Origin of the sequence: Streptomyces sp. NPDC059743, assembly GCF_042732975.1 — a bacterium.
GTDB lineage: Bacteria > Actinomycetota > Actinomycetes > Streptomycetales > Streptomycetaceae > Streptomyces.
Window position 1 is genome coordinate 86,378 of the sequence record NZ_JBHWGS010000021.1, and the last position, 12,857, is coordinate 99,234.

General features: G+C 69.8%; 8 protein-coding genes and 1 pseudogene. 5 read left to right on the plus strand and 4 right to left on the minus strand.

Going from position 1 to position 12,857, the window contains the following annotated elements; all coding sequences use genetic code 11:
• Positions 1–112: 112 nt before the first annotated feature.
• The 4 genes and pseudogenes from ACFV6H_RS31580 to ACFV6H_RS31595 all read left to right on the plus strand — a co-directional run bounded on the left by ACFV6H_RS31580 (position 113) and on the right by ACFV6H_RS31595 (position 6,445).
• On the plus strand, positions 113–2,575 hold the full coding sequence (locus ACFV6H_RS31580) for a SpoIIE family protein phosphatase (RefSeq protein WP_385549128.1): 2,463 nt from the start codon (positions 113–115) through the stop codon (positions 2,573–2,575).
• 207 nt (positions 2,576–2,782) lie between these two features.
• Positions 2,783–3,970, plus strand: a pseudogene (locus ACFV6H_RS31585) (S8 family peptidase).
• A 337-nt stretch (positions 3,971–4,307) separates the two neighbouring features.
• Positions 4,308–5,489, plus strand: a complete 1,182-nt coding sequence (locus tag ACFV6H_RS31590; RefSeq protein ID WP_384987286.1) for a mandelate racemase/muconate lactonizing enzyme family protein — start codon at positions 4,308–4,310, stop codon at positions 5,487–5,489.
• An 83-nt stretch (positions 5,490–5,572) separates the two neighbouring features.
• A complete protein-coding gene (locus tag ACFV6H_RS31595; protein WP_384987285.1) occupies positions 5,573–6,445 on the plus strand; it encodes a serine protease in 873 nt (290 codons plus the stop codon).
• A 92-nt stretch (positions 6,446–6,537) separates the two neighbouring features.
• Here ACFV6H_RS31595 and ACFV6H_RS31600 read toward each other — a convergent pair whose 3' ends face one another.
• A complete protein-coding gene (locus ACFV6H_RS31600; protein ID WP_385549133.1) occupies positions 6,538–7,122 on the minus strand; it encodes a hypothetical protein in 585 nt (194 codons plus the stop codon).
• An 89-nt stretch (positions 7,123–7,211) separates the two neighbouring features.
• A complete protein-coding gene (gene htpX, locus ACFV6H_RS31605; RefSeq protein ID WP_384790194.1) occupies positions 7,212–8,117 on the minus strand; it encodes a zinc metalloprotease HtpX in 906 nt (301 codons plus the stop codon).
• A 371-nt stretch (positions 8,118–8,488) separates the two neighbouring features.
• On the opposite strand from htpX, the gene ACFV6H_RS31610 reads away from it, so the two are divergent.
• Complete coding sequence (locus ACFV6H_RS31610; RefSeq protein ID WP_385549137.1) at positions 8,489–9,106, plus strand: LuxR C-terminal-related transcriptional regulator; 618 nt, start codon at positions 8,489–8,491, stop codon at positions 9,104–9,106.
• Between the two features lie 54 nt (positions 9,107–9,160).
• On the opposite strand, the gene ACFV6H_RS31615 is transcribed toward ACFV6H_RS31610, so the two are convergent.
• Together ACFV6H_RS31615 and ACFV6H_RS31620 are read right to left on the minus strand one after the other, a co-directional pair.
• Positions 9,161–10,942 (minus strand): ATP-binding cassette domain-containing protein, encoded by a 1,782-nt coding sequence (locus ACFV6H_RS31615; RefSeq protein ID WP_385549282.1) that lies wholly within the window; start codon positions 10,940–10,942, stop codon positions 9,161–9,163.
• Between the two features lie 11 nt (positions 10,943–10,953).
• Positions 10,954–12,777 (minus strand): ABC transporter ATP-binding protein, encoded by a 1,824-nt coding sequence (locus ACFV6H_RS31620; protein ID WP_385549140.1) that lies wholly within the window; start codon positions 12,775–12,777, stop codon positions 10,954–10,956.
• Between the last annotated feature and the right edge of the window lie 80 nt (positions 12,778–12,857).

Consider the following 12,857-nt stretch of genomic DNA (forward strand, 5'->3'; position numbering starts at 1 on the left):
CGATGGATGGCACCGCCACGCATGACGTCTCCCATGAAGGGAATATCAGATGCGAAGGAGTAAAAGTCCTCTATGTGAAGAGTAAGAAAATTGTCCGAAAGTTGAGATCGGAATGGATGACACGCGTGGCACGGCCACCGGGGAGGCGCCGGCCGGGTCCGGCGGTGGCGTCAGGTGGGCTACGGCGACGGTCGACGCGCGCGGCGTCGTCATCCGCTGGAGCACCGCCGCCGAGCAGATGCTCGGCTACGCGCCCGTCGAGATCGTGGGACACAAGGCCGAGGGACTTCTCCAGGGCACTCTGCCCGCCTCCGGATGGCGGTCGCTGGCCCGCCAGGAGCTGTGGAGCGGCCGGATCGCGGTACGCCACCGGGACGGCGGTCCCATGGACGTGGATCTGCTGGCCTGCCCTCTCGGCGACCGCGACGGCAACGGCGGTGGGACCGGTGGCGGCGGTGGGGCCGGCCAGTGGCTGCTGGCGACCGTGGCGGAGCCCGGTGCCGCTCGCGACGCCGATCTGACGGAGCGGTCATTCGCCCAGGCGGTGCTTCCGATGGCGATCCACGACGTGGATCTCCGGCTGCTCCGCGCCAACCATGAAATGTGCCGGATCGTCGGCCTCACGGAGGAAGAAATGCGCGGACGACGTTCCGGATTCCTGACGGAGAACCGAGTGGACGCAGAGGTCGAGAGGCCCATGCGACGGGCACTGCGCACCGGCGAGCCCGAGACCGCGCTGACCTTCCGCCGCGCGGCGGGCGAGCACCATGAGCGCGCCTGGACCGTATCGCTCTCGCCGCTCACCGATGAGTACGGACAGGTCCTGGCCGTCGCCGTGGCCGGGCTCGAGATCAGTGAGGAGTACCGGGCCCGCGAGGGACTCGCCCTGCTCAACGAGGCGGGCCTGCGGATCGGCACCACTCTGGATGTGACCCGTACCGCCGAGGAGCTGGCGAGCACACCGCTGCCCCGGTTCGCCGACTTCATCAGCGTCGATCTGCTGGACTCCGTACTGCGCGGTGACGAGCCGACGCCCGATCCGCTCACCGGTGATGTACGGCTGCGCCGCGTCGCGCACCAGTCCGCCCACCGGCCCGATGTGCCCGAGGCCGCCGTGGCCGTCGGCGAGGTGGACAACTATCCCGAGTACTCGCCGCCCGCCCGCTGTCTGACCACCGGCCGGGCCGTTCTCACCGGGCCCTGGGACACCGAATACACCCGGTGGATGACGCGCGACCCGAGGCGGGCCGCCAACTGCCCGCGCTACGGCGTCCAGTCGCTCATCGCGGCGCCTCTGGTGGCTCGCGGAAACATCCTGGGCGCGGCCCTGTTCTGCCGCAGCGTCAACCCGGAGGCCTTCACCGAGGAGGATCTGCTGCTCGCCGAGCAGCTCGCGGCCCGTGCCGCCGTCTGTATCGACAACGCACGGCGGTTCACACGCGAGCGCAGCACCGCCGTCACCCTGCAACGCAGTCTGCTGCCACGCGGACTGCCACCGCAGTCGGCCGTGGAGGTCGCCACCCGCTACCGGCCCGCCGACTCCGAGTACGGCGTGGGCGGCGACTGGTTCGATGTCATTCCGCTCTCCGGTTCCCGGGTCGCCCTGGTGGTGGGCGATGTCGTCGGCCACGGCATCCACGCGTCCGCCACCATGGGCCGGCTGCGTACCGCCGTGCGCACGCTCGCGGACATGGACCTGCCGCCGGACGAGCTCTTCACCCATCTTGACGATGTGGTCGTACGGCTCGCCTCGGAGAACGTCGGCGCGACGGAGAACGCCGACACCGCGGCCGACGACGCCTATGTCGGCGCGAGTTGTCTCTACGCCGTCTACGATCCGGTGTCCCGCCGCTGCTGCGCGGCGCGCGCCGGCCATCCGCCGCCCGTACTCGCCAAGCCCGACGGCACGGTGGAGGTGGTCCGGCTGCCGGCCGGTCCGCCGCTGGGCCTGGGCGATCTGCCCTTCGAATCAGTGGAGTTCGAGATCCCGGAGGGCAGCCTGCTGGCCCTCTACACCGATGGACTGATCCAGTCCCGTGAGCATGACGTCGGCTCCGGCATCGAGGTGCTCTGCGACATCCTGAGCACACCCGCCGCATCGCTGGAGTCCATCTGCGACTCCGTGCTGCGGTCCCTGTTCTCCACACGTCCCGTCGATGACGTCGCTCTTCTCGTCGCACGCACCCATGCGCTTGACGACGGCCAGGTCGCCACCTGGGAGCTGCCGGCCGAGCCGTCGCTGGTCGCCGACGCCCGGGAACGGGTGACGGGCCAGCTCGTCTCCTGGGGCCTTGAGGAACTGACCTTCAGTACGGAGCTGGTGGTCAGCGAGCTGTTCACCAACGCCATCCTGCACGCCGGCGGCCCTGTCCAGCTACGGCTGATCCGCGATCGCACCTTGATCTGTGAGGTCTCCGACAGCAGCACCACCGCTCCGCATATGCGCCGGGCCCGGGTCTTTGACGAAGGCGGACGGGGACTGCTGCTGGTGGCTCAGCTCAGCGAGCGCTGGGGCACGCGCCAGATTCCCACCGGCAAGGCCATCTGGGCCGAACAGGCGCTCCCTGTCGCCTGATCCGTACAGTCACCGGTCGCGCGGCCCTCGGTCGCGCGGCCTGCTGCGCCATTCGGCCGACGTCGTTCGAGCGGCGCGTGTGTCGTGGCCGAAGGACGCGTTTTCCTCCGTGAAGGACGGGTTTTCATACATCGCGTACAGCTCTGTCGACTCCGTAGGCCCTTTCGCTTCTGTCCGCGACCGAATCCGTCATTCCAAGGAGAACGCATGCGTCTGCGCACGCGCTGGGCACCGGCCGCCCTTCTGCTGCTCGTCCCTCTGCTCAGCGGTACCGACGCCAAGGCCGGGCCCCGTGAGGACCATGTTCCGGTGGAACGTTCCGCCCGGGCGGTCCCGCACCAGTACATCGTCACGCTGAAGCCCACGCTCTCGCCGGCCGACGCGGTACAGCGGCTCGGGCTCGATCCGCTCTTCACGTACGAGACCACTCTGCGCGGATTCGCCGCCGTCCTCACCTCGTCCCAGCTCGACGCGGTGCGGGCGCTTCCCGGGGTCGCGGCGGTCGAGGAGAACGGCCGGGTCGCGGTCGGTCCGCCCGTGACCGGGCCCGATCCCGGACGGACCGGAGGCGCCGTCGCGAGCTGGGGACTGGACCGGATCGACCAGCGGAGCCTGCCGCTCGACAACGAGTTCACCGTGACCGGCACGGGCAAGGGCGTCACGGCCTATGTCGTGGACACCGGGATCGAGACCGCGAACAGTGAGTTCGGTGGCCGCGCCACCGTTGGCTTCGATGCCGTCCCCGACCGGCGCGAGGGCCAGGACTGCAACGGTCACGGCACTCATGTGGCGGGCACCACGGGCGGAACGATCCATGGTGTGGCCCGGGCGGTCTCGCTGGTCGCCGTACGCGTACTCGACTGCCGGGGCCATGGCACCTGGGCCGGTATCCTCGCCGGACTCGACTGGATCGCCAAGAACGCCAAGCAGCCCGCGGTACTCAACGTGTCCCTGGGCGGGCCTTCGTCCAAGGCGGTCGATGACGCGGCCGACGCGATCGCGGCCCGAGGCGTCCTGCCCGTCGTCGCGGCGGGCAATGAGTCCGCGGATGCCTGCGCTGTCTCGCCGGCGGGCGCCGAGCAGGTGGTCACCGTGGGCGCGACGGACAGACAGGACCGCGAGACCGAGTTCAGCAACTACGGTGAATGCGTGTAGACTTACGCTCCTGGCGCCGCCATCGTCTCGGCCAGACTCGGTGGAGGCTCCGTCGCACAGAGCGGTACCTCCATGGCGAGCCCGCATGTCGCCGGCGTCGCCGCGCTCTACAAGGAGAAGCACCCGGACGCGAGCCCGAAGGACATCGCGCTCTGGCTCGCCGGGCAGTCCAGCAAGAATGTGCTCTCGCCCATCAGCAAGGGTTCGCCCAACCGTCTGCTCCACACCGGCGGACTCTGACCGACGGACTCCGCCGGACTGCGACGGTTCCGGCGGTTCGGGCGATACGGAGTCGGCGCCTGCCTCCTCGCTCATGCGCCGCTGCCGGTCCCGGCGTGGGACCGGCAGCGGCGTTTTCCATGACGGATCCGCCCGGGCGGACAGGGCCGAGGCGCCGAGGCGTGGACGGGTCGGTCGAAGGGCAGGGCTCTGATCGTCGCCGTACCGGGCTCGGCGGACTGAACTACGCAGGGCGCGGCCGTCGGCCCAGCCGTACGGTCGGCCGCCCTCATCCCGACGGCCCGTACGCGACACCGTAATGCGACGTATTACGCGCGTAGTTCGAAGGAGCCCTGTTATGACATCCGCCCTCCAGCCCTCCTCCGCCAAGCCGTTCGCCCTGGCGCCCGGTGAGGCGACGCTCGACCGTATCTCCGCCGTCCGTCTCTCGCTTGTACGGCTGCCGCTGCATGCGCCGATCAGCGACGCCAAAGTACTGACAGGACGTCAGAAACCGCTGACCGAGATCGCGTTCCTCTTCGCCGAGATCGCCACCGAAGGCGGCCACGAGGGCATCGGCTTCAGCTACTCCAAGCGGGCGGGCGGTCCCGGACTGTACGCCCATGCCCGGGAGATAGCTCCCGAACTGATCGGCGAGGATCCCAGCGACACCGGCCGGCTCTGGCAGAAGCTGGTCTGGGCGGGCGCGTCGATGGGCCGCAGCGGGCTGACCACCCAGGCCATCGCCGCCTTCGATATCGCACTGTGGGATCTGAAGGCCCGCCGGGCGGGACTGCCGCTGGCCAAGCTGCTGGGCGCGCACCGTGACTCCGTACGCTGCTACAACACCTCCGGCGGTTTTCTCTCCATGCCTCTCGACCAGGTGCTGGAGAACGCGGGCCTCGCGCTGGCGCGGGGCATCGGCGGTATCAAGATCAAGGTGGGCCAGCCGGACAGTAGGACGGATCTCGGGCGCGTCGAGGCCGTACGGGAACACCTCGGCGACGATGTGCCGTTGATGGTCGACGCGAACCAGCAGTGGGACCGCACCACCGCCGCCCGGATGGGCCGCGCCCTGGAGGGATTCGGACTCACCTGGATCGAGGAGCCGCTGGACGCCTATGACGCGGAAGGACACGCGGCACTCGCCGCGAGTCTGGACACGCCTGTGGCCACCGGCGAGATGCTCACCAGCGTCGCCGAACACACCGGTCTGATCATGTCCGGGGCCACCGACTTCATCCAGCCCGACGCGCCTCGGGTCGGCGGGATCACTCCGTTCCTCCAGATCATGGCGCTCGCCGACCACAAGAGCCTCGGTATGGCGCCTCACTTCGCGATGGAGATCCATCTCCATCTCGCCGCCGCCTATCCGCGTGCCACCTGGGTCGAGCACTTCGAGTGGCTGGAGCCGCTGTTCAACGAACGCCTCGAACTGCGCGAGGGCCGGATGATCGTGCCGAGCCGTCCGGGACTGGGTCTCTCGCTCAGCGATCAGGCCGCCGACTGGACCTCGGAGGAGACAACTGTCGCTCCCTGAGGCGTGGTTGCCCGCCTCCGTCCTCGCATCCACAATGCGCATGACAAAACCGAAGGCACTTCGGTCACAGAGGGGACCCCCACATGAAGAAGCCTCTCCTCGGCGCGCTCCTCGCCGTCCTGCTCCTCGGAGCGGGTACGGCACCGGTGATGGCCGCGAGCCATGACACGGTGGCGCCGACGACGACTGCCACGAACAGCACCACGCCCCAAGTCAAGGTCAAGGCGGTCGACTTCGCGGGAACGGTGGCACTCAGCAACTGCTCGGGCTCCGTGGTCCGTACGCCGGGATCGCAGCCCGGTGATCCGGCCCTGGTCCTGTCCAACGGCCACTGTCTGGAGACCGGCTTCCTCGGCCCCGGCCAGGTCGTCGTGGACCGGGCCTCCACCCGTACCTTCAGTCTGCTGAACTCCGCGGGCAGCAGCGTCGCGACCCTGCGCGCCAGCAAGATCGCGTACGCGACGATGACCGACACCGACATCTCGCTGTACCAGCTCACCAGCACCTATGCCCAGATCCAGAGCTCGTACGGGATAACGGCGCTGGAACTGAACACCGTACGTCCGGTCCAGGGCAGTGCTATCAAGGTGGTCTCCGGCTACTGGAAGCGCATCTACAGCTGCAATGTCGACGGTTTCGCCTACCAGTTGAAGGAGGCCGACTGGACCTGGAAGGACTCGGTCCGGTACACCTCCGCCTGCAACACCATCGGTGGCACCTCGGGCTCGCCCGTGATCGACAATGTCACCGGCAAGGTCGTCGCCGTCAACAACACCGGCAACGAGTCCGGCGGCCGGTGCACACTCAACAATCCGTGCGAGGTGGATCAGAACGGCACGGTGACGGTGCGTCAGGGCATCAACTACGCCCAGGAGACCTATGGCATCGTGCCGTGCGTCGGCACGGGCAACAAGATCGACCTGAGCCGCGCGGGCTGCGCCCTGCCCAAGCCGTAACGGCCCGGTGCTTCAGGCGACAGCCGCGCCTCCGATCGTCTGGCGGCGCGGCTGTCGCGGTATCGGTGCGCGGGCGGTCGGCGCGCGGGCGGTCATAGGCCGGGCGCGCCCCAGACGGGGAACCAGCGGGCCAGATCGGGTTCGATCCGCAGATCGTCGCCGAGCAGGGCCCGCACCTGGAGCTCCCGCTGGTTGTCCCGTTTCTCGCCGCTGCCGGGCAGGGGAGCGAAGGGATAGAAGGTGCCGCGCTTGTAGAGATAGACGAGCCCGAGAGGCCGCTGCTCCGAGTCCCGGAAGCTCATCAGCGAGCAGAGGAGCTGCGGGCCGAAGCCGCCCTCCTCCAGCAGCGTATTGACCGCGTGCAGATCGTTGACCAGCGCGGCCGTGTCGTCGGGCGGCTGCCGGGCGAGCAGCCAGGTGTAGCCGTACGAGTCCTGGCTGAACTCCACCGGGTGACCGGCCCGTCCCGAGTCCGCGTCGAGCAGCTCCCGTACGTCCTGTCTGATCCGCGCGAAGCCGCCGCCCTCGACGCCCGCGAAACAGACGGAACCCAGACCGGTGGGTACGAATCCGGCGCCGGCCTGGAGAGTGAGTGCGGCGGACGGGAGGGCGAAGAGCTGGTCGAGATCGGGACGGACGGGCTTGCTCCGGCCGAGGATGGTGGCGAGAAGACCCACGGGACCAGCTCCTCGCTGCTCGGGTCGGTACAAACGTACGGGTCGGTACCAGTCGTACCGGTACGGTCGCTCACGGGCGGGCGGGTCGCTCACGGGCGGGCGAGTTCGGCGGACAGCCGGGCGAGCTGCTCCAGACGCTGTTCCAGAGTCGGGTGCGAGGAGAACAGCCGGCTCAGGCTCTCCTTCGAGGAGAACGCCGGGACGAAGTAGAAGGCGTTGTACGGCTCGGCCTTCCGCAGATCCCGCGTCGGTATCCGCGCCATCTGCCCGCTCACCTTGGTCAGGGCCGAGGCGAGCGCCGACGGACGGCCGGTGAGCAGCGCGGCGGCACGGTCGGCGGACAGCTCCCGGTAGCGCGAGAGCAGCCGGGTCAGCAGAAAGCCGATCACATAGACCACCGAGCTGACCAGCGGAATGACCATGACCGCCAGACCTGCCGGTCCTGCGTTCCTGGCACTGTTCGACAGTCCGCTGTAGAGCGCGAAACGGGTGATCAGACCTGCCATCACGCCCAGGAACGAGGCGATCGTCATGACCGCCACATCGCGGTGGGCGACATGGGACATCTCGTGCGCCAGGACGCCTTCCAGCTCCTCCGGCTCCAGTCTGCGCAGCAGTCCGGTGGTGGCGCAGACCAGGGCGCTGCGCTCACTGCGGCCGGTGGCGAAGGCGTTCGGGATGTCGCTCTGCGAGATCGCCACCCGTGGCTTGGGCATATCGGCCAGGGCGCAGATCCGGTCGACGGCGCCGTGCAGCTCGGGCGCCTGCTCGGGCGTGACCTCGCGCGCGCCCATACCGAAGGCCGCGATCCGGTCGCTGAACCAGAACTGCGCGATGAACAGCGCACCGGCGACGATCAGGATGACGGGCCAGAACTTGCCCAGCACCGCGAGCAGCACACCGACCAGGACCACATACAGCAGGCCGATCAGGAACATGGTGGTCACCATGCGGGTGGTCAGCCCGTGGTCCTGGGTGTAGCGGGTCTGTGTCATCGCTTCGCCTCCAAGGGGGACTCTCTCCTACTATTTTCCTCCTTTCCCGGCGAAACGGAATAAGCGGAGTATATGGAGGGCGCGCGGGGGCGGTCCGGCCCTCATGGGGCGGTCGGCCTTGTGGTTCGCCGGGGCCTACCGGCGCCGACCAGGGTCCATCGGCCGGGGACCGTGCGCCTGGCGCTCGGCGGAGCCTCCGTCGAGCCGGGTAAGCCCTTACGCGGTCCCGCCGGGCGCGCGCGGTGGCGCACTGCTGCACGCGGGTGCTCGGCGTGCATCGGAAAGTGCCTCCCTTACTGACGAATTTCGCGTTCCTGACCGCTTTCGCCGGGCATTGTGGTGTGGGCGATGACATCAAGAGGAGGCAGGACATGATCCGGGTCCATGTGGTGCACCATGTGAGTCTGTTCCGCTCGGCCCTGGTGGCGCTGTTGCGGGCCGATACGACACTCGATGTGTCGTCGGCGCCCGGGTGTATGTCATTTCATGGAACATACGTAACGCCGCCGCATGTGTTTGTGGCCGATATCGACTGTCTGGATTCTCCAGGACATTCTCCGGGCCATACCGGCAAGACGGCGTCCGCCTACGGTGACCTGGGCCATGGGCCTGGTCTGCTGGTTCTCGCCACCGTGAGGAAGCCGGGAGCTTTACGCAAAGCTTTTGACGCGGGCGCTCTCGGATATGTCAACAAGGACGGTGAGCCTCGACGATTGGTCGAGGCCATCCACAGAGTGGCCAGAGGTGAGCGATTCATCGACGAATCGCTTGCTTTCGATTTTCTCCAGGCCGCGAAGATGCCGTTGACGCCACGCGAACTCAGTGTTCTCGCGATGGCGGCGGAGGGCGCGCCGATCGATGAAATCGCGCGGTCCCTGCATCTGTCCAAAGGGACGATACGCAACTATCTGGCCGCCGCGATACGGAAGGTCGGCGGACGCAACCGCCTGGACGCGGTCCGTATATCCCAGGGCGCCGGCTGGCTCTGACCGCGCCGACCGGCGGACCGCGGGCAGCGGGCCACCGGGCAGCGGGCCGCCGGATCACCAGTGGCCTGCCAGATCGCGGTAGAGGGCCGAGCCGGTCAGCAGCTCCTCATGTGTCCCGCAGGCGGGCCTGGTCCCGTCCAGTACGAGGACACGGTCCGCGCGGCGCGCGGACGACAGCCGGTGCGCGATCACGATCAGCGTGCCGGGACGCTCGGCCAGAGCCCGTTCCGCACGTGCCTCCGCGACCGGATCGAGATGGCAGGTGGCCTCGTCCAGGATCACCAGAGGCGCGGCGGAGACATAGGCACGGCACAGGGCGAGCAACTGGCGCTCGCCCTGCGAGAGCTTCGCGGGCTCGACCGTCGCGTCCGGCCCGCCCAGCCGGCCGATGAGTCCGTCGGCGTCCAGCGCGTCGACGGCCGCTGTCAGCTCGGCGGACGACGCGTCGGGACGCAGATACCGCAGATTGTCGCGGACGGTGCCGGTGAATATGTACGCCTGCTGCGGTATCAGTACACGGCGTCGCGCCGGCTCGCTCGTCCGTGGGCCCGATACGGGCTCGCCCGCCAGCAGTACGGTCCCATGGTCGGGTACGAGCAGTCCCGCGATCACGCCGGCGAGAGTCGACTTGCCGATACCGCTCGGTCCCACGACCGCCAGATGTTCGCCCTGCTCCACGGTCAGATCGAGACCGTCGAGCACGGGAGGCGCACCGGGAGCGTACGCCACCGTCACCGAGCGGATCTCCACGGCGGGCTGGGGCCTCCGCGTCGATGCGACACCGCCCTTGACCACCGGCTGCGCTGAGGGATCCGGCGCCATGGCCGCGGGAGCTGCCGTGCGGTCCTCGAACCGATCCAGGACCACCAGCAATCTCGTACCAGCTGTGCCCAGAGCCGTCATCAGCGTATGGAGGGCGGGCAGCAGCGCCTGGACGAGATAGGCCAGCGCCCCCAGCAGGGCGCCCGCCGTCACTCCGTGGCCCAGCAGCCAGGGAGTGGCGGCCAGCAGCGTGATCACCGGTAGCTGCCCGGCCACTCCCAGCGCCAGCGCCCGGACGGCCGCCCACCGTGCCAGGACGCGCGAGGCGCGGGCGCCCGCTTCGATCAGCCGTTCCGTACGGTCCGCCACCTCCGCTCCCGTACCGCAGGCCACGATGTCGCGCAGCCCGGCGCCGACCGCGCCGACGCGATCGGCGAGCGCCTCGTCGGCGTCCAGGAACGCGCGCTGGGCGGTGGCCATCGGGCGCAGCGTGGCGAGGAACAGCAGCAGTCCCAGGGCCAGCGGCGGCAGGACCACGAGCAGGAACAGCGGCGCGAGTGTCAGCAGTCCGGCCATGGCTCCCACCAGCGTGAACACAAAGGACCGGGCGGTGAGCACCAGACCGGCGAAGCTGTCCCGCACGATCTCGGTCTGATGGGTGAGCCGTGAGACCGCGCCACCGTCCGGATGCGCCGGGTCGGCCACGGCCCGGCGCAGTGACTGTGTCACCGCCCGGCGGACCAGGGCGTCCCGCAAGGGCTCCACGAGCGAGGCCAGCTCGGCGAAGACACCGCGCACGAGCGGGCCGCCGACGAGGATCGCCGTGGCGGCCACGGCCAGCCAGACCAGGCCGGTGCCTGTCCGGCCCGCCAGAAATCCCTGGTCAAGGGCGCGCGCCAGGCAGTAGCCGCCGAGAAAGGTCTGTGCGGACTCCAGCAGGGACCAGCCCGCGAGTCTGAGCAGAACTCCCTTTCTGCGCGAGAGAAAGCGGCGACCACGCGGCAGAAACCGGCGCAGCGTGCCTCGGTCCTCGTACGGTGTGCCACCGCCCTCGGCGAGAGCCCGGCCGGCCATTTCCTTCGCCGTCACCGGCCGGGCCGTTCCATCGGGACGTCCGCCGTACGCCCGGCTCCGTACGGCACAAGGCCCGGGTCCGGCGCCGGACCCGGTGCCGCGAAGACCTCGCGGTAGGCCGCGAACCGCCATAGCTCCGCGTGCGGTCCCACCGCCCGTACCCTTCCCTCCTCCAGCCAGATCACCAGATCCGCCCGGACCGCCGAGGAGAGCCGGTGGGCGATGATCAGCCGGGTGCCCGCCCGGATGTCCTGGGCCAGGGCGCGTTCCACCTGCCGTTCGGTGACCGTGTCCAGGCTGGAGGTCGCGTCGTCGAGGATCAGCAGCCGACCCGCGTGCGCGAACGCCCGTGCGAGACCGAGCCGTTGGAGCTCACCGCCGGACAGCGGAGCCTCGCGCGGCGGTGTGTCGTACCCATGGGGGAGCAGTTGTACGAACGTGTCCGCGCCCGCTGCGCGGGCCGCCGCCCGTACCCGGTCCTGGGAGACCTGCTCGGCGCCGCACGCCAGGGCCTCGCCGATTGTGTCGCCCCAGAGGGCGGGCCGTTCGAAGGCATAGCCGACCTCACGGCGCAGTTGTCCATGCTCAACGGCGGCCAGAGACACACCGTCGAGGAGTACGGAGCCCTCGTCCGGATCGGTGAGGCGCCCGGCGACGGCGGCGAGCAGGGACTTGCCCGCTCCCGAACGTCCCACCACGGCCGCCGAGATGCCTCCCGGGATCTCCAGATCCACGCCGGAGAGCAGAGCACGGCCCTCGCGCACCACGCGTACACCGCACAGCCGGAGCGTGCCCGGTCCGTCAGGCGGCAGGGATTCGGTGCCGTAGGCCAGAGCGGGCAGGTCCAGCAGCTCGGCGGTTCTGCGGGCGGCGGACCGGCTCCGTACCAGCGCGCCGAGAAAGCCGGCGGTGGCGCCCACACCGGCTGCCAGCGCCGCGTACCGGGAGGCGGCCAGCAGTTCGCCGACGCTGATCGCGCCCGAGGCCAGCCGCGCGCCGCCGACCGCCAGTACACCGGTGGTCAGCAGCGGCATGAGGACACCGCTGCGGGCCAGGGCCCGGCCGTGCACGCGCCACATACGCCGTCCCTGGACGTCCAGTTCGGGCAGCGGCGCGAGGATACGGTCGAGCTCGCGCTCCGTCGTACCGGCGGCGGCGATGGTCCGCGCGCCGCCCAGCGCCTCGACGAGCCGGGACGCGATCTCGGACTGCACGCGCTGATACCGCGCGATGCTGTCGGAGGAGTCGCGGGTGAAGGCGCGCAGCAGCAGAAAGAGCAAGGGCACACCGACGAGGAAGGCGACGGCCGTCCAGAGATCGATGAGGAGCAGTGCGACGGTCGCGCCGGCCGGAGCCAGCAGCGACGCCGCGAGGGACGCGGCGGTCACCGGCGCGGCAGCGGCCTCGGTGGCATTGGCGGAGAGCCTGGCCGCCGTGTCGCCGGGAGAGAAGCGGGAACCCTGCTCGGGCGGCGCCGCGAGCAGCCTGGTCAGCCCTCCGAGCCGTAGCCAGGCGGTCGAACGGGCATTGGCCATACCGCTCGCCAGAGCCACCAGGGCATCGAGAAGCACCTCCGCGATGATCGCGACGGCGCACAGAAGGAGCCAGAATCCGGCTCCGCCGTCGCGGGCCAGCAGCAGATCCAGCGTCCGGCCGACGGCCGCGGGCAGGACGAGGGACGCGCCCGCCGAGGCGGCCGAGCAGAGGAACACCGCCGTGGTGAGGCCCGCGCTGTGCCGGGCAGCGCCGATCAGCGGACCAGGGCCCGACAGCGGACCAGGGCCGGACAATGGACGGGGGCCGGGCAGCGGACGGGAGCCGGACCGCGTCGCCATGAGCGGTGCGTCGCGGTCGCGGCCTCCCTGGGACGGGCGCCGTTCCGGGCGTGGAACAACCATCGGGGCGGGATCCTCCT